Below are 20,201 nucleotides of genomic sequence, written 5' to 3' on the forward strand. Positions count from 1 at the left end.
TATCATAGGGCATCTCCATCTGTAACCTTCTCAAAATAAGGAATACAGAGATATCAAACCAGGAAAAAAACATCATAATTGATACAAATTATATCAGGAAATGTCTACTAGATCGATGAATAGATTGGTAGATAGCCCCCTGGCATCTAAAAATGATTCATCTAAATATAAACAATTGTTAAATTGTCGCCTTTCTCAATTTAATTAATTTTTAGAATAGATGCTTTGAAAGCAGAAAATAGGAGGATTTAAAGGAAAAAATTTTTAATATTCTCAAATTCTTCAAGTCCACCCGACCAAAATTAAAACTACTATTATGGTAGGAGAGAGAGAATAATTAATATTTGTTATCAACAGTTAGTATTAATTGATAATAATGTATAACATTTTGAATAGCAAAATGATTATATTTATTGCGCACAAATTAAATAGGAATCAAGATAACTTTGTATAAATAAGTGCACGATTAAATACAAATTAATATACTCCCAGATCATCATAAACTTTGAAAATTATGAATGACCAAGATAAAACTAAAAAGGAATTGATTCAGGAATTGATTGCTCTGCGCCAAAGTGTTAGTGAACTAAAAACAGCAAATTCAAGTTGCATTTTAAATGAGCAAGAGTTAAATATGATCATTGAAGACCGCACTGCAGCACTCAAAGAATCAAACGATCGGTTAGTGCAAGAAATTGTTAAACACCAGCAAGCAGAAACAGCTCTGAAAGCAGCTCAAGAGCAATTACAAACAGTTTTGGCAGCAGTACCTGGTACAGTATCTTGGGTGAGTTCGGATTTACACTACATAGAAGTCAATCAGCAGTTAGCTGAGATGTTTGGTATGCCCAGAGAAGAATTTGCGGGTAAAAATATTGGTTTTTTAGGCGCAAGTTCTGAGTTTAATGACTTTCTACAAGAATTTTTTGAAAGTTCAAATTTAGAAACAAGTCGTGAAATTACATCAATAGTTCATGGACAACCTCGCAACTATTTGGTTGTCGCAGAAAAGTACAACAAAAACCAAGCTGCTTTTGTGGTAGGTATTGATATTACAGAACGCAAACAAGCAGAAAATGACCTAATAAATGCTAAAGAACAGTTACAAACAGTATTAGCAGCAGTACCAGGTACAGTATCTTGGATTAGTTCGGATTTATGTTATATAGAAGTTAATCAAAAGTTAGCTGATATTTTTAGTATGCCCAGAAAAGAATTTATGGGTAAAAACATTGGTTTTTTAGGCATAAGTTCTGAATTCAATAAATTTGTTGATAAATTTTTTGCTAGTTCTGAGTCTGAAATCACAGGTGAAATAGTATCACAAATTCATGGAGAACCTCGAAATTATTTGATTGTAGCAGAAAAATACAATCAAAATCAAGCTGCATTTGTGGTAGGTATTGATATTACCGAACGCAAACAAGCAGAACAAAATCTTTTAGCAGCTAAAGAAAAACTAGAAACAGTATTAGAAGCAGTTCCAGGAATGGTTTCATGGATTAATTCAGACTTAACCTATATTGAAGTAAATCAACAATTAGCTGATATCTTTAAACGTTCGAGAACAGATTTTGTCGGTAAAGATATTGGTTTTATAGATCAAAGCTCTGAATTTAATACCTTAATTAAAGAATTTTTTGCAAGTTCTCAGCAAGAAATAACTTCTGAGATTATTTCAAATTACCAAAATCAAACCAAAAATCACTTAATTGTTGCTCGCAAATATGATCGAAATCAAGCTGCTTTTGTGGTAGGTATTGATATTACCGAACGCAGACAAGCAGAAAATGACCTTGGAGCAACTAAAGAACAGTTAGGAGCTATTTTAGAAGCAGTTCCAGGAATTGTCTCTTGGATCAGCTCAGATTTACATTACTTGGGAGTTAATAAACACTTAGCACAAACTTACAATTTACCAAAAGAAGCTTTTATTGGCCAAAATATTGGCTTTCTGAAGGCCAGCGAAGAATTTAGTGAATTTATGCGCCAATTTTTTGCCAGTCACGCTCGGGATGACTGTCGAGAAGTATCTGCTTATGCTAATGGTGTTGCTCGGAATTATTTAATTGTTTCCCAAAAATATGCTGAAGGTAAAGCTGCTTTTGCTGTAGGTATTGATATTACCGAACGCAAAGATGCAGAAGCAGCACTCAAACAAGCAGAAGAGAAATATCGTACCATCTTTGAAAATGCCGTCGAGGGAATTTTCCAAGCAACTCCCGATGGCTACTTCATAAGTGTTAACCCCGCATTAGCTAGAATTTATGGCTATGAATCTCCTGAAGAGATGATGACTAACCTTACTTCCTTACAACATCGACTTTACGGTAATCAAGAAAGCCGCTATCAACTTATGCAAATACTACGGGAGCATGATGTTGTAGTTAACTTTCAGTCACAAGTTTATCGCCGAGATAGTAGTCTGATCTGGACTTCTGAAAATGCCAGAGCTGTACGAGACCGAGATGGTAATTTAATTCGTTACGAAGGAACTGTTGAAGATATTACAGAACGTAAACAAGCACAAGAAGCATTGCAAAGAGCTAATCAGGAGTTAGAAACAAAAGTGGAGGAACGTACTGCTGCTCTCAAAGAATCAAATCGTTTGTTAATGATGGAAGTTACAGAGCGTCAACGAGTAGAAACCGCCTTACGAAAATCAGAAGCGGAACTGCGGGTTTTGTTTGAGGCAATGACTGATGTAATTACTGTCTTCGATGCTAAAGGTAGATATGTCAAAATCTTATCTACTAATTCAGAAGTGTTATATAGTCCCATCAATGAATTGATTGGTAAAAGTGTTTATGAAGTTTTGCCTCCTCAACAAGCAAACCTATTTATGATTAATATTCAGCGGGTGCTGAATACACATGAAACTGTTAATTTAGAATATAGTCTGCTTGTAAATCCACAGAACGGCAATATTCAAAAGCCTAACTCTCTATGGGGAATTTCATGCAAAGTTCCTAATTACAAATCTTCTGATTTGCCTCCCTATCCCTATTCTCCTCTTCCTAATCCTAATGAAATTTGGTTTACTGCTAACATTTCACCATTACCAGATAACTCTGTGATTTGGGTAGCGCGTAATATTACAGAACGCAAACGGGTGCTAGATGCACTACAGCGAGCTGAAGAAAAATATCGTAGCATTTTTGAAAATACTGCAGAAGGTATATTTCAAACTTCCCCAGAAGGATATTTCATTAGTGCAAATCCAGCTTTAGCGAAGATGTATGGTTGTTCCTCGGAAGCAGAGTTGAAAAATCAAATGACTGACATTGCCCAACAACTTTATGTTAATCCAAATCGTCGCTCTGAGTTTATTGCTGCCCTTGACAAAGATGGTTCTATATCATCCTTTGAATCAGAAGCTTATCGTGTTGATGGTACTATAATCTGGATTTCTGAAAATGCTCGTGTAGTTCGTAATTTTGAGGGAGAAATACTTTATTATGAAGGTACAATTCAAGATATTACAAAACGTAAGTATGTAGAGGGTGCACTACGATTAGAACAAGAAAAATCTGACCGTTTATTGTTGAATATTTTGCCTGCGAAGATTGCTGAAAAATTAAAACAAAATCAACATCCAATTGCTAAACGGTTTGAAAATGTAACTATTTTGTTTGCTGATATTGTCGATTTTACTGGTTTTTCAGCTCGGATATCTCCTAATCAATTAGTTGATCTGCTCAATCGAATTTTCTCAGCTTTCGATCAATTGACTGAACAACATGATTTAGAAAAAATTAAAACTATTGGGGATTCTTATATGGTCGTTGGTGGTCTACCCGCAGCTAGAGACGATCATGCAGAAGCGATCGCTGAAATGGCAATAGATATGCAGCAGGCCATTACTAAATTTTTAAATGACTTGGGAAAACCTTTCCAAATTCGGATTGGTGTTAATACTGGAACTGTTGTAGCAGGAGTAATTGGTACTAAAAAGTTTATTTATGATTTGTGGGGTGATACAGTTAATGTGGCATCTCGAATGGAAGCAAGTGGAATACCTGGAAAAATTCAAGTTACTGAAGCTACTTATCAACTTTTAAAAGATAAATATTTATTAGAACCACGGGGAAATATTGCGGTTAGAGGTAGAGGAGAAATGATTACTTATTGGCTTCAAGGTAGAAGGGAAAATAGTGAAAAAAATTTTATCTTTTCGCACAAAAATCATTTGCTTGAGGGTCGAGTAGACTAATATCATGTCCAGTTGAATACTGACAAATGAAGTGGCAAATTGGAAGAACTGGTAGACTTACCTGGTATTTAGAGCAAAGAACGTTTTGGTATTCCTTGCTATAGTAGTGGTGGATGGTGGCTAAAATGCTCACCATACCTTTACCAAAATCATGAAATGCACCACTACCAACCAAATCAATTTAGACCAAACTAGAGATTTATACAAAAGAAAAATCACTGCTATTCAAATCCATATCTACAACATTATTGACAATACCAATCAAATCATCATTATTGTAAATAGCAGTTCCTTTTGGCAATCCAGGAACATTTTCTTCTAATGTATAGTCACCACTACTTCCAGATAGTTGAATTCGATCGCCTTGACCACTATTGAAAGTATCAATCCTAGCATAATCGTTTATACCATTTCCAGTGTAGTAAACTTGACTACTATCGCCTAAGATAAATAGATCGGCATCAGCATTGCCCCGCAAAATATCTATCTCATTATAACCAGGTTGAGCAGAAGTTATGTCTACTCCTGTAAGAGTATCCATACCAGAACCACCATTGAGGATATCGTTACCAGAACCACCATTGAGGATATCGTTACCAGAACCACCATTAATTTCGTCATTTCCACTGTCGCCATTGAGCAGATCGTCACCTTTCCGTCCAATAATTAAATCATTGCCACCTTCACCGTAGATCGCATCATTATCTACTGTGCCACGTAGATTATCGTTGTTGTCACTTCCATAGATAGTATTGAAGTTATCTGGTTCAGTGGGAGTCTCATCCACATTACTTACATTAATAGTTAACTGTTGCTCGAAACTTTCACCCCCAGCATCAGTAGTTCGCACAGTAATATTATGATTCGCATCACTTTCAAAATCCAACCCAGAACCATCAGCAACGACTATTTGGTCTCCATCTAAACCAAAACGACCATTAGCATCATCTAACAATTCATAGGTGTGAGTATCCCCAGCATCAGGGTCAGAAGTAGTTAAATTACCCACCACTATATTATTGTTACTATTTTCAGCAATGGTATTGTTATCTATTTGTATTGCTGTGGGAGCACTGTTGGTGGGAGTCTCATCCACATTACTTACATTAATAGTTAACTGTTGGTTGAAACTTTCACCTGCCTCATCAGTAGTTTGCACAGTAATATTATGAGTCTGATTACTTTCAAAGTCCAACCCTGAACCATCAGCAACTACTATTTGGTCTCCATCCAGAGCAAAACGACCATTAGCATTATCTAACAATTGATAAGTATGAGTATCCCCAGCATCAGGGTCAGAAGTAGTTAAATTACCCACCACTGTATTATTGCCACTATTTTCCTCAATAGTATCGTTATCTATTTGTACTGCTGTGGGAGGATTATTGGTGGGAGTAGATGGAGGTAAATTGTCGCTAACCACATCTTGTTTGACGTTTTCGGAACCAACAGTAACTTGATAAGTAGCTGTATCATCTGCCTGACCATCCCCATCGAGATCCCCAGAGAAGGTAACATCGTAAGTCGCATTTGGACTTACATCTAAACTATAACCACCTGCATCCCAAGTAGTAGTTGTGAAAGTATTAGCACTATTGGCAGTATCAACTGCTGTAACTGTTATGCCGCCTATTCCTTCACCGACTGTATAGAAGTCGTCGTCAGTAACTGCATCAGTGTAGGCAACACCTGTGATCAATGGACCATCGTTATTACGGCCAAACTTTTGGGTAGTCATCACTACATCAGTGTAAGTTGTCCCGTTCCAAGTATACGTCGTTGCTTGTAATGAAGAAATTCCGATTGCCTCAAAGCTAGCATTCATAAGATTTTCACGATGACCTGGACTTATGAATAGATCTTTGTGGTTTTCCTCCACAAGACCGGTGAAGTCGGAAATACCGGAAGCTAGTGGTGAATCAAAACTGATATTTTCCCCAGCACCAAACCATTGGTACCCCGCATTCGTCATACGTTCCCAGAATTGTGTACCATTTTCTCCTGTGTGGCTAAATTCGTTGTTATCTAGCATCCATTGACTGTGTTCGTTAGCAGCAGTATTGAGGTTGAGACTAAATGCTAGAGGTTGTTTGGCATCAGTGGAGATTGTATCTTGTGCGAGTCCTTCATTTAGATCAATATTATAGTGATCTGCTTCTGCAGCAGGGTCTTGGCGACCTCTGTTGATCAATTCGAGCATATATTGGTCTTGGGCGGAAGGAAGTGTAGTAGCCATAGTTTGTTTTGTTGTAAATTTAAAGGACAGTAATTGAAAAATAGGGATTATTTCCCTTGTCAACTCAAGTTTTTAGTAATTAAATATTGCTCGAAAAATCAGCAAAATTATGTAGTTTAAATTCATCATTAATTGAAATAATTTAACTACTTGTTTTGTGTCTTAAGAACAATAAATTATTTAATTTTCTATCTAGAGCTACATGGAAATTTGTAGAGTTCCGGGAGCAATTTTGCAATATCAAAAAGTTAGTATTTTTGTCTTAAGTAAAAACACTTTCCTTAATTTTTTTTAAGCTAAAAATCGTATTTTTAGCGATATTACCGTCGGATATCCTTAAGGATATTGTTAGTCGTTCTATTTAATTAACACAAAAAAATATTAATAAAAAAAAGTAATTACTTCTAATGAGGTTGCACTCAAAAAAGGAGTAATTACTTAAGGTAGGATATTTAATTGAAAACAACTAGGATTAGGATAAAATTTAAATCAGTAAAAGATCAAGAAAAATTAGGTTTTTAAAAAACAAGTCATAGTCTTGAAACTGAGAGAAAAGCTTAAATTACCATTCCCTCTCCTATAGGATTAACCCTTTCCTTATTAACATCCTAGAAAATACTTACATTTTTACTTCCAAAGCTCTCAATTTTAGGAACTCAGTATTAACTCCAGACTCACGAGTTAAAGCGATTTTGCCTGTCCTAGCAATTTCACGGATACCATATTTAGCAAGCATTTGGACAATGGCAACCATTTTTCCTGGGTCTCCTACTACTTCAATAGTTAATGAGTCGTCACCTAAGTCTACTACCCGCGCCCGAAAAATATTTGCAATTTCAACCACTTCCGATCGCATATTTGTAGTAGCATTAATCTTGAGTAACATTAACTCTCGTTCCACACAGGGAATAGCTGTAATATCTTGTACTTTCAAAACATTAATCAACTTATATAGTTGTTTGGTCAACTGTTCGATCACATGGTCGTCCCCAGGCACCACCATTGTAATTCGAGAAACACCAGATTGTTCTGCTGGGCCAACTGCCAGACTTTCAATATTAAAACCACGACGGGCAAATAAACCAGCAATGCGGGTCAAAACTCCCGCTTCGTCTTCAACTAAAACAGAAAGAGTATGTTTCATTCTCTAATTCAGTAGCTATCTTGGCCAACCTATAGCGCTACGCGTAAGTCAGATAGGGGAGCCGTCGGATTGGCGACGTACAGAAGTCAGAAGTAATCCCTGACTAACTTTGATCATTTATCAAAATAATATGGGTCGCTCAACCCCGCCTTTTAAGGCGAAATATTTTTGTAACGGGAATTTAAGTCCCGCTCCAAAAATAACTTCTGACTTCTGACTTCTGACTTCTGACTTCGTTAAAAATGTCCGCTCCCTATTTGCGTAGTGCTATATTTGATATTTTGTTATTTTATACTTAAGTTTAGGTTTAATCGGGTTTTTATCCCACTAACAATTTGTACAACTTATGGCTGATGAAAGTTCAATAATTTTAGAGGTAAAGAGTAAGGGTGAATTTGTCAAGCAAATAAATCAGCGTTTGGATATCTGGATATCTGAGCAAATACCTGACCTATCGCGATCGCATATTCAAAAGTTAATATCCCAAGGTAATGTGAAAATAAATGACCAACTCTGCACCTCTAAAAAAGTAATAGTACAGCATGACGATCGGATTATTTTAACTATTCCCCCACCAGTACCTTTAGAAATAGAAGCTAATGATATTCCTCTGGATATTCTCTACGAAGATGATGCTTTATTAATTATCAACAAACCAGCAGGTTTAGTCGTACATCCAGCTCCCGGACATTCTGATGGTACTTTGGTGAATGCACTTTTAGCTCATTGTGATTCTTTGGCGGGTATTGGTGGAGTGCAACGACCGGGTATTGTGCATCGCTTAGATAAGGATACGACTGGAGCAATAATGGTCGCAAAAACAGACCAAGCGTATCAACATTTGCAGGCACAATTACAGGCGAAAACTGCTAGAAGGGAATATTTAGGAGTAGTTTATGGTAGTCCGAAAACAGATAGTGGTAAAATAGATTTACCTATTGGTCGTCATCGGGTAGACCGCAAAAAGATGGCAGTGACACCAGTGGAAAGAGGCGGAAAAGTCGCCGTTACTCATTGGGAAGTTAAGGAACGTTTGGGAAATTTTTCTATGATGTTGTTTCGGTTAGAGACTGGCAGGACTCATCAAATTCGGGTTCATAGTGCTAAAATAGGGTATCCTATTGTGGGGGATACTATTTATGGAAAAGGTCGTTCGGTAGGAGTGAATTTAACTGGTCAAGCGCTTCATGCTTGGCGACTAGAGTTACAACATCCTGTTTCTGAAGAGTTAGTGGAGGCGATCGCTCCTTTGCCAGAAGATTTTCTCACTTTGGTTGAGGTTTTGCGTAGACGTTCTGGATTAGAAATCAAAAGTCAAAAGTCAAAAGTTAGAAGTTAGAAGTTAGAACTCAGGAGTCAGTTATAATACTGTAGGTTGGGTTAAGCGGTAGCGCAACCCAACAGACAAAACGAGTTTGTTAAGTTTATCCTGCAGATAAGCTACGAAGAACGTTCCTCCACCCAACCAACAAAAAGCTAATTTTTTTAATTATGAAATAAGTTCAGGAGTAGAAAATTATGGATCGTGGAAAAATTGTGGCTATTATTACTGGAGCTATTTCTATCGCTTTGGCGATCGCCTATTTAATTATTGTACAACTACTAGATTTTAGAGGTAGTGAAATGATACCTGCTCCCACTTCAATCATACCTTTTGTATTTTAAAAAAAATATAGTCTTTTAGAAGTAGTGATATTAGTTCAGTACATCCTTTTAATTGTCAGGAGGTAAACTAAAAAATCACTACTTAATCTATAATTAAATTTAATTGTTTTTTTCAATATAAATCATGCGAGTACGGATAGGAATTCCTGTAGTTTTAGAAATCCAACCTGCTATAAAATAATCTTCAGTTGCATTTTCAATTGTAATTTTTGAATGGTCATAAACTGGCACAGCAAAATTTTTAATAAATTCCTCTGTTGTCTCATCAATACTAACTAAAATAGCTTGACGAGCAATGCGCTCCATCTGCTTGATCGCCGTTTTAGCATCTTCAATTAGCAGTAATGCACTGAGGCAAAAAACAAAATCGTAGGAATTTGTCTCAATTTCCGGTAAAGCTGTTTCAATTCACTTGTTGATAGTTTTATCATTTTCTTTGTGGGTTTAATACCCCACCGTCAACGGGGGTGTTCAAAATTACTTGGGGGAGCGTAGACGCGGAGCGGCCCTTCGTTGACTATCCCCATGTAATTTTCCTCCTGTCTCCTGTCTCCTGTCTCCTGTCTCCTGTCTCCTTCTTCAAAGCCCCTTTTAGCTGCATATTCCAGCATCTGAGTAGAAAGATCGATACCTGTATATTCAAAATTTCCCTGTAATAATTCACTAATAGCTCCTGTTCCACAAGCAATATCTAAAATACTCCCTTGACGATAATCGTGTCGTTGGAATATTTTAACTGCTTCATTTACATGTTGTACATTATACTGACTATTATTGAGCCAATCATCATCATACTTTGCCGCCAAATCGTCATAAAATTCTGTAGCAGAAATTTTGTTTACCATAACTTACAATCCAAAATTGACTTAGCTCTATCATCCAGCATAGTAATAGTATAATAAATAGGCGAGCGTTGAACCTTAAATATTATTAAATATTCAACTATTACTTTAGCTTTTTTGTTCAATAAAAATCATCCGAGTTCTGATAGGAATACCTGTAGTTGGAGAAGTCCAACCTAATATAAAATAATCTTCCATAGCATTGTCAATTACCATTTTTGAATGCTCGTAAACTGGCACAACAAAATTTTTAATATATTGCTCTGTCGCTTCATCAATACTAATTAAAATAGCTTGACGAGCAATTCGATAAAGATGTTCAATTGTTGTTTGAGCATCTTCGACACAATGCAATGAACTTCAACAAAAAACAAAATCATAGGATTGAGTATCAATTTCAGGTAAAGCCGTTTCTATTGGTTTATGAATAGTTTGATAACCTCTTTTAGTTGCATATTCCAGCATCTTAGCCGAAATATCAATACCTGTATATTCAAAATTTCCCTGCAATAATTGACTCAAAAAACCTGTACCACAACCAATATCTAAAATACTACCTTGATGGTAATTATATTGATGGAATATTTTAGCTGCCTCATGTGTTGTGCATTACATTTGGGGTCTTTGACTACATCATCATAGTTGGCAGCAAAATCATCATAAAATTCTTCAGCAGAAATTTTATTTACCATAATTTATAGTTCAAAATTGATTTATTTTTACTATCCCGCACTCCGTTAGGAGGCTAACTGATAACTGAAATTACTTTAGTTTTTTTGTTCAATATAAATCATCCGAGTTCTGATAGGAATACCTGTAGTTGGAGAAGTCCAACCTAATATAAAATAATCTTCAATAGCATTTTCAATTGTAATTTTTGAATGGTCGTAAACTGGCACAACAACGTTTTTAATAAATTCCTCCGTTGTCTCATCAATACTAATCAAAATAGCTTGACGAGCTATTCGAGTAATATGCTCGATTGCTGTTTGAGAATCTTCAACAAATAATAATGAACCCAGACAAAAAATAAAATCGTAGGAATTTGTCTCAATTTCAGGTAAAGCTTTTTCAATTGATTTGTGGATAGTTTTATAAACTCTTTTAGCTGCATAATCTAGAATTTTACTAGAAATATCAATACCTGTATATTCAAAATTTCCCTGTAATAACTCACTTAGAAAACCTGTGCCACAACCAATATCTAAAATACTACCTTGATGGTAATTATATTTATGGAATATTTTAGCTGCCTCATGGATGTGTTGTACATTACACTTAGGGTCTTTTAACACATCGTCATAGTTAGCAGCAAGTTCATCGTAAAATTCTTCAGCAGAAATTTTATTTACCATAATTTATAGTTCAAAATTTATTTATATTTACCATCCTATATAGTATGATAAATAGGCTATATTAAATGTCAAACCTTAATTAAACCATTACCTTAGTTTTTTTGCTCAATATAAATCATCCGAGTTCGGATAGGAATACCTGTAGTTGGAGAAGTCCAACCTAATATAAAATAATCTTCAATAGCATTTTCAATTACTATTTTTGAATGGTCGTAAACTGGCACAACAACGTTTTTAATAAATTCCTCAGTTGCCTCATCTAAGCTGATTATAATATTTTTACGAGCAATGCGATAAATATGCTTAATTGCTGTTGCAGCATCTTCAACAAAATACAATGAACCCAAACAAAAAACAAAATCATACGACTGAGAATCAATTTCAGCTAAAGCAGTTTCTATCGGTTTATGAATAGTTTTATAACCTCTTTTAGCTGCATATTCTAGCATCTTAGCTGAAATATCAATCCTTGTATATTCAAAATCTCCCTGCAATAATTCACTTAGAAAACCTGTGCCACAACCTATATCTAAAACACTGCCTTGATGGTAATTGCGTTGTTGGAACATTTTAAGCGCTTCATTTACATACTGTACTTTAGACTTAGAGTCTTCGATCGCATCATCATAGTTATCAGCAAATTTATCATAAAATTCTTCGGCGGAAATTTTGTTCAGCATAATTTCTATTTCAAAATATAACTAGACTGACAAAAGTTTTAATTCTTAGACCACAATATAAACCTTCCATAGAACTTCTCCACAAGACTTGTATTTTTTACCGAAAAATTTTGGTCTAAACCCTCCTCTTTTAAGGGGATAAAAAGCGGTCGTTCGCGACAGCGGAACGGAGTTCTCTCTTCGGAGCTTCCTGTAAGGTGCAATGGGAAGGTCTCAGAGTCATATCCAATGGAGCAAGAGAAAAGAGAATTCCGTATTTTTGTAGCCTCCTTTTTGGGCTGCATAATCTAGCATATTAGCTGAAATATCAATCCCTATATATTCAAAATTTCCCTGCAATCATCCACTTAGAAACCCTGTTCCACAACCTATATCTAAAATCCTGTCTTGATGATAATTGTGTCAATCGAATATTTTGAAAGCTTCATTCAAATGCTGTGCATTACACTTACCCTTAAACACAAAATCATCATAATATTTGATAGCATAATTGTCATAAAAATCTTCGGCGGAAATTTTGTTCAGCATAGTTTCTATTTCGATATTTACTGATACTTAATCTACCGATCCAGCCCAACTTTAGTGATAAAAAATATGACAAGAATACGACAGTTAAAAACTAAATATTACTGATAAATATTAGTAGCCTTAATCATATGATAAGCAACAAGTAACTGAGTCAAAGCCAAAGGATAACTCTGAAGCAGTTCCCCAGTGGTACCAACTAACTTACCAAGATCTGGATCTCCTTTCGGCGAACAAAAATCCCTTAAGTAAGGGGTATCCTGACATAAAATCATCTCTAACTCATTTACCTGTTCCTTAGTCGCATGACTATCAATTTCCAAAACATCCACTGGTTTACCCATATCCCGGTCTAACCCCAAGCGCACTGCTGGCTGAAAACTAGGGCTACCTTGGCCAATAATCTCTAGAAAATCTGGGTGAGGAATAGTTGGCCTAAGCACCAAGCGTACATGAAGTTGAGAGCTATTTTCATCATTTGAAGGAGGATAGAAAGTAACTACCACATCTGCCCATTTTCTCTGGGGGCGAATAAAAGCCTCCGAATCTGGTTCCCGTTTTTCCATCTCTTTGAGAACCTGTTCTTCACTATATCCCCTCTTCATAGTATCCCGTTTTACTTTCCACTTCGCCCTTAAATCCTCTGGTGGTGCAAGGTACACCTTCACATCGTAACAATCTCTCGCCCCCCTAGTCGAATAACCCAATAGTCCCTCAACAATCACAAACTTGTTAGGCTTAATATACTCTGGCGGGTCAAAATTCCCCGTGGAGTGATTATAAATGGGCTTAAGAATTGCTTGTCCAGTACGCAGCAGAGTCAAATGTTGCTGCATTATATCAAGATGGTTACAATCTGGGTGTAGGGCTGTAATACCTACTTCCGCCCTTTGTTTTCGATCATAGCGATGGTAGTCATCTGTACAAATCACAGTCACATTTTCTGGCCCTAAGACTTGAGCAATTCCTCTAGTCAAAGTAGTTTTACCCGCAGCGCTATCACCGACAATTCCTAGAATGATTGGACGATAATTCATAATTTTATTTTTCTCTACTACCGGACAACGGCTTACCATAAAATTGGGTTTAAAGCCTCGCCCATAAGCGGGCGACTTTTCATATTATGACTTTTTATGTTATAGTAAAATTGGTTGAAAAACCCGCCTTGTCTCATAAATACTGTAGAAAAGAAGATTAGGTCGAAACTCCTTCAGTTGAGAGCAGAACAAGGGAAGCTTTCAGGTCAATGAGCAGTTCAAACTTGAAAGCACAAATAAACACCCATAAGAATTTTTGATAAGTCGCGGGAGGGCATTCCGAGACTATAAATGGACGTGAAGGCAAGCGTAAGACTAGCGCCAAGGCAGCAGCAGCCTGTGAGACATCAACTCGCTGAAGAGCTACGGCTCGGTAGGAATCCCCGCGCCTTTAGGCCAGGGAGGATGTCAAATAACACAACCGGAAATTTATAATTATTTCTTAATTTTACGATTTATTTGAAACTGGAGCAAGATTTTTGAGAGAAGGAAGAAGGAAAAATCTTGTGCTGTCTGAGTTTTCAGCTCTCGATATGTCCACGCCCTCTCATTTGACTGCTATACCATTGCTGATGCTATTGTATACAGCGTGAGGTTTCACGCCTTAGAGCTAACTTCAGCGATCGCCCACTCAACTAATAGCACCCTTCAAACTTCGACAAAACTGCCCGATCGCCTCCAAACCCTCATCCGGCGTCCCCTCTGCCAAACGCTTCACCACCGCACTACCAACAATAACCGCATCACTCCCCCACTTTTTTACTTGCACAGCGTGTTCCGGTTGAGAAATACCAAAACCAACACCAATAGGTTTATCTGTCACCCCTCGCATTTCTACCAACAAATCTTCCACCCCCGTCTGTACCTGATTACGCATTCCCGTTACCCCAGTCACACTCACCAGATAAATAAATCCTTGAGACTGACGAGCGATCGCCTCTATTCTCTCTTTTGGGCTAGTAGGAGCCACCAACAACGTCAACTCAACCCCTATATCCCCAGCAGGTTTTAACAAAATATCCGCCTCTTCCAACGGCAGATCCGGCACAACCAAACCCCTAGCACCAGCATCATAAACTTTTTTCAGGAAGCTCTCCACCCCTCGAGACAAAATCGGATTATAGTAAGTAAACAAAATAATCGGCGATCGCAACTTCTTGCTCGTCGTCTGCACCACCTCCAACACCGACTCCAAAGTAGTCCCCCGCCCCAAAGAGCGAGTAGCAGCAGCCTGAATTACTGGACCGTCAGCCAAAGGGTCAGAATAAGGCACACCCAGCTCAATCAGATCGGCCCCATTATTATCCAATACCTCCAAAGCTTTGGCCGTAGTTTCCAAATCTGGATCGCCTGCCGTAATAAAAGGAATAAAAGCACACTGGCGACCATTTTCCGAATTGCGTAGAGATTCAAAGCGATGAGAAACTGAAATCATTTTTAATTTTCAATATTGGATAAATAATTTATCAAAATAATTGGGTCGCGCCACCCCCCTTTTAAGGCCAAATTTTTTTGGAGGCTTGCTCAAGTACCCTACTTCCCCTCCTGGGAGGGTTTAGGGGTGGGTTAACTTCTGACTTCTGTAGGGGCGATTCGCGAATCGCCCCTACTGACTTCTGACTTCCTTAATCCTGCTTATTCTTGGCTGCTCTTTCTTGCTCCACTTCTGCCTGCAACTGAGCCAACTCCTCTGGAGTCATTTCTTCCAGACGCTTTTGGATTACTGCTTCCTCATAATCCTTTAACTGTTGGTTATAGGTCATATTACTATTACTAACCCGAAACAAATAAGTTAGTAGCCAGGCAACCAAGCCACCGACCAATACAGCTTGTGTCCAGATACCAGCATCTACACCATTTACTCCTACTACCTGAAATATCAAGTAAAGGATACCACCAGCAGCAAAAATACCGACACTTATTCCAATGGCCTCAATTCGTCGCATTAACCTTCAATTTGTCGCCGTCTGGGGCGAAAGTTCAAAAATGGGGACAAAACTAACATACCAGGGAAGAAGAAGAACATCAAGAAATACATAAAGCCTCGTTCAAAGGAACTAACAACATACCAACGCATATTCAAGTAAGCATAGACTATAGCTGGCATTACCAAAAGGTAAGTTCCTGCTAGGACTGCATAAATAATTAGGATTACCAGGTTCCCGTCTAGTTCTAAGTTCATAAACAATATTTATTTAGAAGTTGCAATAGTTAATCGTATTCTGTTTAATATATTAGTGACGTTTACAAGAAATTTCAAATTTTTTTTCAAAAGACTTGCCAAAAATTTGAACATTGTGATTAAATAAAGGAATGAACTTTTTATGCAAATGCAGTAAGTTCAACACTCGACATAAAAACGGGGGTGTGGCGGAATGGTAGACGCTACGGACTTAAAATCCGTTGACCTTAACAGTCGTGTGGGTTCAAGTCCCACCACCCCCACTACTCAAAGCCTATCCTAGTCTGGCTTTTACAGTTTTACCCATGACTTGGCTTTGAAGGGATAATTGTTATTACAAGAGGGAAAAAAGGCTATTTGTGACAGTTTTTGTGACAATAATTTTTAATATTGGTCTACAATTTGATACTTTTCCCACTTATAGCGGTTTTCAAATAGATAGACTACAGTGGCCAAAGCATTCTCCTACTGTCTGCTCCCTACTCCCTACTCCCTACTCCCTACTCCCTACTCCCTACTCCCTACTCCCGCGCACCAACAGAATTTTGTAGTCTACTTAAATGAAAAGCGCTGTAAAGGCAATTCCCTCTTCGTCTCTTAGAAGTCCTTTGTTCACATCTATAATTCTGGAATAATAGTAACTTGAAGTCCATCAACTCTCCCCTTTTGCCCCACTTGAAAATCATCTATTGATTTATGTGAGTATGTTGCGCGACTTTGATTATCTAAACTTCTTTTGTTTTGAGACTGGTGACAAGCATTAGTGAAAGTTATGAAACGTTTATCAAATTGACATGGAAACAATAAACCTCAGCTTTAATAAAAATTAACATTCTTAGACTAAGGAGCCGTGTAAAAATAACTTGAACAAATTACTCCCAAAGCTAAATAATCAAAGTATCACGTTTATTGTTGGGTAATATGTCTGATCACTCTGTAGTCAAAACTATTCAAGACAAGTATGAATTGTTGTGGCCTTACTTAAACGAAAAAACACGACGTATATGGGCAGCCATTGAAGCTCAAAGCCTGGGTTGGGGAGGTATCACCTTGGTGGCCAAAGCAACTGGACTATGCCGCACAACAATTCATGGGGGTATGGATAATCTCTGTAAATCAGATGGAACAACAAGATCGGACTACAGTGATCGAATTCGTGAATTTGGTGGTGGCCGTAAACTACTAGAAGAAAAAGACCCAACTCTGTGAACAGATTTGGAATTACTGATTGAACCCGCAACTTTAGGAGACCCAGAATCTCCTCTGAAATGGACCTCAAAAAGTGTAGCTAAATGAGCAGCAGGATTGAATCAAGAGGGACACAGAATCAGCCCTAAAAGTGTTTATAATTGACTGGAGTCTCTTGGTTAGAGCCGACAATCAAATCGTAAGACTGGCGCTCGCCAGTCTCACCCAGATCGGGATGCTCAGTTTTTAGATATTGCTCAACAAGTTAAATATTTCCAATCTGAAAATCAACCAGTCATTTCCGTTGATACCAAGAAAAAAGAATGAATTGGAGATTTTCAGAACTCTGGTAGTGAATGGTGTGTGAATGGACAACCAGTAGAAGTAGGAATCCACGACTTTGCTGACCCAAAATTACAGCGCTTTTCATTTAAGTAGACTACAAAATTCTGTTGGTGCGCGGGAGTAGGGAGTAGGGAGTAGGGAGTAGGGAGTAGGGAGTAGGGAGTAGGGAGTAGGGAGTAGGGAGTAGGGAGTAGGGAGCAGACAGTAGGAGAATGCTTTGGCCACTGTAGTCTATCTATTTGAAAACCCGCTATAAATTGTTCAAGTTATTTTTACACGGCTACTAAGGATATTAAATTATGTCCAATAATCAGGATTTTGTGTAAATCTTCTCCACATCGCTAAACTTAACTTTTCTGGCTTCTAGCTTGACCCTATAGCCAGTTATTTCAACTTCTGAACCCCTCATCTCTAGTATTTTTCAGGCTTTACAACAAGAATTATCAAACCCTGGTTTATTTCGCCAACTTTTCCGGTTTTCCATAATGGAGAATGATATTCTAGAACAAAAAGTGAAATGCCATTTTTGCCAAAGCCATAAAGTAGTCAAAATGGTCATTTTCTAGATGAAACAACATATTAAACTAAAGTTAAAACAAGCAATTTCTGGTGTGAGATTTCCTCATTGGCCAAATATACTAAATCAAAAGGCAACGGCGAAAACGAATCTGCATCCAGAAATTGATCTTATTTTTGCTAAGTACCAAATACCTATTTGGGTAACACAAGAATATTCTCCAAGTGGTGATAATTGGGATGCTGCTGAGTTAGCTACTGGTCTTAATCGCATTTATCGCCTGATTTTGCAGCGTAACCAAGAGATAATTCCTGAGCTAATTCAAGAACTATCTAGTCAATCTCTTGTAGAAGAAGTACAAGTTGGTACTATTGCTCAAGCAGATTTACCGGAATTCTTGCCTACTCAAATGAGTGTGGTTACTGATAGGCGATCGCGCGATACAATCCACTTGGATGATGCACAGGAACTATTTACCCAAGGCAACCCTGAAATTACTGTGGCAATTCTGGACACGGGGGTTGACTTATACCACCCTGAATTTAAGCATACTCTACTGCCAGGATACGATTTTGTCAATATTATTGACGGAGGTAGTAAGTTTGTGGGGGATTACCTTGGCTATGATGATGACCCAGAGGATGAGGTGGGACATGGAACTCATGTAGCTGGTATTATTGCTGCCAAGGGTGAGGGAATGCCTATGGGAGTTGTACCTAAATGTCGCATTTTGCCTGTGCGTGTCTTGGGGGCGATGAAGCGGGGGAATAAGCGAGTGGGTGCTGGTTTGGTGGACAATATTAATTCAGGAATCAAGTGGGCGATAGACCAGGGAGCTAATATAATTAATATGAGTCTGGGAATTCAACATACTGGCGGTGGATTACCACATCAAGAGGTGGTAGATTATGCCCAACGTCGAGGAGTAACTATTGTTGCTGCGTCGGGAAATGATGGACAAGAACAACTCTACTATCCAGGAGCGCTTCCCTATGTAATTGCTGTAGGAGCGGTGGACGAGTTGGGTAACATGGCCAATTTTTCTACCTATGGGAAACAAGTGGACTTGGTAGCACCAGGGACAAATATTTACAGTACCTATTTGAATCATGATTATGCTTTTTCCACAGGAACTTCTCACGCTTCACCATTTGTAGCAGGGGCTGTGGCTATGTTGAAATCTTATGCTTTAGAAAAGGGGGGTAAGCATTTATCAGATAGTCAGGTTAAGTATTTGCTTAAGCATACAGCTGATCGGATTGACAGTCGATTTAAGCATCGGAAAGCAGGATTTGGCAAGTTGAACCTGATTGATGCCTTGCGATTATTGGAATACAAGCTTTTGGGTAAAGGAGGTTAAACAAAGATTGTCTATCTCTACAAAATTTTGTCTGAATCGTTTCTATTAGGTTTTTAATTTCAGGAGAAAAGTATGAGTAATGATGATGGCAGTTTACAACTTTACCTCAAGCTTGATGAAATCAAAGATGGGAAAGTAATAGATACTTCTGGTAACGAGAGAAATAGCACTGTTCATGGCAACCCACAAGTAGTTGATGACGAGTTTATGGGAAAGTGCTTACAGCTTGAAGGAAAAGAAGATGGAATAGACTTACACAATAAAGCGATTCCCGTTGGGGCAGAAATTACTCTTAGTTTTTGGGCAAATGGTGGAGATAGTTTGCCCAATTATTCAACAGTTATTTGCACCAAAGACTCTGAAAATAATCTTCTGAGGACTTTAACCATTTATCTACCTGGGATTGATTATATGGTTTATTTTGAGTGTGGTGATAATGCCGAAAATGCTAGTAATATAATTTTCAAGCAAGCTTCACCTTCAGATGTTAAAGGCCAATGGTCTTACTGGACATTTACTAAAGATGCCAATAAAGGAGAAATGAAGATTTATCTCAATGGACAACTCTGGCATAGTGAGATGGGAAAAACGTTGCCGATTCCAGAAGTAGAGATTGTTCAATTAGGTATTTTTGCAGAAATTCCTGAGGGAGCCGAAGAAGAAGACAAGGGAAGTTATCAGGGTAAATTAGCTCATTTTCGTATCTATAGCCGAGCTTTATCACAGCAAGAAATTAAGCGAGATCTGGCATTGAGCATTGCACCCGAACTAGAAGAGGAACTCAATGAATTGCGAAATATTAAGAAAACTAAAGAAGGAGAGCAGTACGATAACTGGCCAGAAATTAGTAAGCACTTTGGATTATCAACTCCTGAATAAAACAACTTTTAACACAGCAAATTTTACCAGGAA

General features: G+C 37.7%; 20 protein-coding genes, 1 tRNA gene and 1 pseudogene. 7 read left to right on the top strand and 15 right to left on the bottom strand.

The window, feature by feature from the left end; all coding sequences use genetic code 11:
- Positions 1 to 514 precede the first annotated feature (514 nt).
- Entirely contained in the window at positions 515 to 4,213 is a 3,699-nt protein-coding gene (locus F6K18_RS05385; protein ID WP_287519337.1) for an adenylate/guanylate cyclase domain-containing protein, read from the top strand.
- A gap of 199 nt (positions 4,214 to 4,412) precedes the next feature.
- Here the strand turns inward: F6K18_RS05385 and F6K18_RS05390 are convergent, their stop codons facing one another.
- On the bottom strand, positions 4,413 to 6,449 hold the full coding sequence (locus tag F6K18_RS05390) for a cadherin domain-containing protein (RefSeq protein WP_287519339.1): 2,037 nt from the start codon (positions 6,447 to 6,449) through the stop codon (positions 4,413 to 4,415).
- A 619-nt stretch (positions 6,450 to 7,068) separates the two neighbouring features.
- Positions 7,069 to 7,593, bottom strand: a complete 525-nt coding sequence (gene ilvN / locus F6K18_RS05395; RefSeq protein ID WP_124147476.1) for an acetolactate synthase small subunit — start codon at positions 7,591 to 7,593, stop codon at positions 7,069 to 7,071.
- Between the two features lie 346 nt (positions 7,594 to 7,939).
- Between ilvN and F6K18_RS05400 the strand changes: the two genes are divergently transcribed.
- Positions 7,940 to 8,932 (top strand): RluA family pseudouridine synthase, encoded by a 993-nt coding sequence (locus tag F6K18_RS05400; protein WP_287519340.1) that lies wholly within the window; start codon positions 7,940 to 7,942, stop codon positions 8,930 to 8,932.
- A 179-nt stretch (positions 8,933 to 9,111) separates the two neighbouring features.
- Positions 9,112 to 9,258: a hypothetical protein gene (locus F6K18_RS05405; protein WP_287519341.1), complete on the top strand. Its 147-nt coding sequence runs from the start codon at positions 9,112 to 9,114 to the stop codon at positions 9,256 to 9,258.
- A 99-nt stretch (positions 9,259 to 9,357) separates the two neighbouring features.
- Here the strand turns inward: F6K18_RS05405 and F6K18_RS05410 are convergent, their stop codons facing one another.
- The 12 genes from F6K18_RS05410 to ndhL form a co-directional block, all read right to left on the bottom strand.
- The gene (locus tag F6K18_RS05410) at positions 9,358 to 9,564 is read right to left on the bottom strand and encodes a hypothetical protein (RefSeq protein WP_287519342.1); all 207 of its coding nucleotides are present in this window, start codon (positions 9,562 to 9,564) and stop codon (positions 9,358 to 9,360) included.
- A gap of 152 nt (positions 9,565 to 9,716) precedes the next feature.
- Positions 9,717 to 10,103 (bottom strand): class I SAM-dependent methyltransferase, encoded by a 387-nt coding sequence (locus F6K18_RS05415; protein ID WP_287519343.1) that lies wholly within the window; start codon positions 10,101 to 10,103, stop codon positions 9,717 to 9,719.
- A gap of 105 nt (positions 10,104 to 10,208) precedes the next feature.
- A complete protein-coding gene (locus tag F6K18_RS05420) occupies positions 10,209 to 10,454 on the bottom strand; it encodes a hypothetical protein (protein ID WP_287519345.1) in 246 nt (81 codons plus the stop codon).
- 6 nt (positions 10,455 to 10,460) lie between these two features.
- A complete protein-coding gene (locus F6K18_RS05425; protein ID WP_287519346.1) occupies positions 10,461 to 10,622 on the bottom strand; it encodes a class I SAM-dependent methyltransferase in 162 nt (53 codons plus the stop codon).
- A 23-nt stretch (positions 10,623 to 10,645) separates the two neighbouring features.
- Positions 10,646 to 10,792, bottom strand: a complete 147-nt coding sequence (locus tag F6K18_RS05430; RefSeq protein ID WP_192901307.1) for a hypothetical protein — start codon at positions 10,790 to 10,792, stop codon at positions 10,646 to 10,648.
- Between the two features lie 75 nt (positions 10,793 to 10,867).
- Positions 10,868 to 11,455, bottom strand: coding sequence for a class I SAM-dependent methyltransferase (locus F6K18_RS05435; protein WP_287519347.1), 588 nt, complete (start codon positions 11,453 to 11,455; stop codon positions 10,868 to 10,870).
- Positions 11,456 to 11,547: 92 nt separating this feature from the next.
- Positions 11,548 to 12,135 (bottom strand): class I SAM-dependent methyltransferase, encoded by a 588-nt coding sequence (locus F6K18_RS05440; protein ID WP_287273220.1) that lies wholly within the window; start codon positions 12,133 to 12,135, stop codon positions 11,548 to 11,550.
- Between the two features lie 402 nt (positions 12,136 to 12,537).
- Positions 12,538 to 12,663, bottom strand: a complete 126-nt coding sequence (locus F6K18_RS05445; protein WP_287519349.1) for a hypothetical protein — start codon at positions 12,661 to 12,663, stop codon at positions 12,538 to 12,540.
- Positions 12,664 to 12,761: 98 nt separating this feature from the next.
- A complete protein-coding gene (locus F6K18_RS05450) occupies positions 12,762 to 13,697 on the bottom strand; it encodes a phosphoribulokinase (RefSeq protein ID WP_287519350.1) in 936 nt (311 codons plus the stop codon).
- A 631-nt stretch (positions 13,698 to 14,328) separates the two neighbouring features.
- Positions 14,329 to 15,132 carry a tryptophan synthase subunit alpha gene (trpA, locus tag F6K18_RS05455; RefSeq protein ID WP_287519352.1) on the bottom strand — a complete coding sequence of 268 codons (804 nt, stop codon included), beginning with the start codon at positions 15,130 to 15,132 and terminating at the stop codon, positions 14,329 to 14,331.
- A 190-nt stretch (positions 15,133 to 15,322) separates the two neighbouring features.
- The gene (locus F6K18_RS05460) at positions 15,323 to 15,643 is read right to left on the bottom strand and encodes a DUF3007 family protein (RefSeq protein WP_287519353.1); all 321 of its coding nucleotides are present in this window, start codon (positions 15,641 to 15,643) and stop codon (positions 15,323 to 15,325) included.
- Complete coding sequence (gene ndhL, locus F6K18_RS05465; protein WP_287273225.1) at positions 15,643 to 15,879, bottom strand: NAD(P)H-quinone oxidoreductase subunit L; 237 nt, start codon at positions 15,877 to 15,879, stop codon at positions 15,643 to 15,645. Before ndhL ends, F6K18_RS05460 begins: the two co-directional genes overlap by 1 nt.
- Before the next feature lie 179 nt (positions 15,880 to 16,058).
- On the opposite strand from ndhL, the gene F6K18_RS05470 reads away from it, so the two are divergent.
- A tRNA-Leu gene (locus F6K18_RS05470) sits at positions 16,059 to 16,142 on the top strand.
- Positions 16,143 to 16,497: 355 nt separating this feature from the next.
- Here F6K18_RS05470 and F6K18_RS05475 read toward each other — a convergent pair.
- Positions 16,498 to 16,683 carry a hypothetical protein gene (locus F6K18_RS05475; protein ID WP_287519355.1) on the bottom strand — a complete coding sequence of 62 codons (186 nt, stop codon included), beginning with the start codon at positions 16,681 to 16,683 and terminating at the stop codon, positions 16,498 to 16,500.
- 117 nt (positions 16,684 to 16,800) lie between these two features.
- Here F6K18_RS05475 and F6K18_RS05480 point away from each other — a divergent pair.
- The 3 genes and pseudogenes from F6K18_RS05480 to F6K18_RS05490 all read left to right on the top strand — a co-directional run.
- Positions 16,801 to 17,484: pseudogene (locus tag F6K18_RS05480) on the top strand (ISAzo13 family transposase); the annotation flags it as partial.
- Positions 17,485 to 17,978: 494 nt separating this feature from the next.
- On the top strand, positions 17,979 to 19,289 hold the full coding sequence (locus F6K18_RS05485; protein ID WP_287519357.1) for a S8 family serine peptidase: 1,311 nt from the start codon (positions 17,979 to 17,981) through the stop codon (positions 19,287 to 19,289).
- Between the two features lie 72 nt (positions 19,290 to 19,361).
- Positions 19,362 to 20,168 carry a LamG domain-containing protein gene (locus F6K18_RS05490; protein WP_287519358.1) on the top strand — a complete coding sequence of 269 codons (807 nt, stop codon included), beginning with the start codon at positions 19,362 to 19,364 and terminating at the stop codon, positions 20,166 to 20,168.
- Positions 20,169 to 20,201: the final 33 nt, after the last annotated feature.

The sequence above is a fragment of the Okeania sp. SIO2C2 genome (assembly GCF_010692625.1).
Classification (GTDB): domain Bacteria; phylum Cyanobacteriota; class Cyanobacteriia; order Cyanobacteriales; family Microcoleaceae; genus Okeania; species Okeania hirsuta.

Coding starts and splice junctions, on each gene's coding strand:
- F6K18_RS05490 (WP_287519358.1), top strand. CDS start 19,362: ATGAGTAATGATGATGGCAGTTTACAACTTTACCTCAAGCTTGATGAA.
- ndhL (WP_287273225.1), bottom strand. CDS start 15,879: ATGAACTTAGAACTAGACGGGAACCTGGTAATCCTAATTATTTATGCA.
- F6K18_RS05430 (WP_192901307.1), bottom strand. CDS start 10,792: ATGGTAAATAAAATTTCTGCTGAAGAATTTTATGATGATTTTGCTGCC.
- F6K18_RS05445 (WP_287519349.1), bottom strand. CDS start 12,663: ATGCTGAACAAAATTTCCGCCGAAGATTTTTATGACAATTATGCTATC.
- F6K18_RS05410 (WP_287519342.1), bottom strand. CDS start 9,564: ATGGAGCGCATTGCTCGTCAAGCTATTTTAGTTAGTATTGATGAGACA.
- trpA (WP_287519352.1), bottom strand. CDS start 15,132: ATGATTTCAGTTTCTCATCGCTTTGAATCTCTACGCAATTCGGAAAAT.
- F6K18_RS05390 (WP_287519339.1), bottom strand. CDS start 6,449: ATGGCTACTACACTTCCTTCCGCCCAAGACCAATATATGCTCGAATTG.
- F6K18_RS05450 (WP_287519350.1), bottom strand. CDS start 13,697: ATGAATTATCGTCCAATCATTCTAGGAATTGTCGGTGATAGCGCTGCG.
- F6K18_RS05485 (WP_287519357.1), top strand. CDS start 17,979: ATGAAACAACATATTAAACTAAAGTTAAAACAAGCAATTTCTGGTGTG.
- F6K18_RS05385 (WP_287519337.1), top strand. CDS start 515: ATGAATGACCAAGATAAAACTAAAAAGGAATTGATTCAGGAATTGATT.
- F6K18_RS05400 (WP_287519340.1), top strand. CDS start 7,940: ATGGCTGATGAAAGTTCAATAATTTTAGAGGTAAAGAGTAAGGGTGAA.
- ilvN (WP_124147476.1), bottom strand. CDS start 7,593: ATGAAACATACTCTTTCTGTTTTAGTTGAAGACGAAGCGGGAGTTTTG.
- F6K18_RS05415 (WP_287519343.1), bottom strand. CDS start 10,103: ATGGTAAACAAAATTTCTGCTACAGAATTTTATGACGATTTGGCGGCA.
- F6K18_RS05405 (WP_287519341.1), top strand. CDS start 9,112: ATGGATCGTGGAAAAATTGTGGCTATTATTACTGGAGCTATTTCTATC.
- F6K18_RS05460 (WP_287519353.1), bottom strand. CDS start 15,643: ATGCGACGAATTGAGGCCATTGGAATAAGTGTCGGTATTTTTGCTGCT.
- F6K18_RS05435 (WP_287519347.1), bottom strand. CDS start 11,455: ATGGTAAATAAAATTTCTGCTGAAGAATTTTACGATGAACTTGCTGCT.
- F6K18_RS05440 (WP_287273220.1), bottom strand. CDS start 12,135: ATGCTGAACAAAATTTCCGCCGAAGAATTTTATGATAAATTTGCTGAT.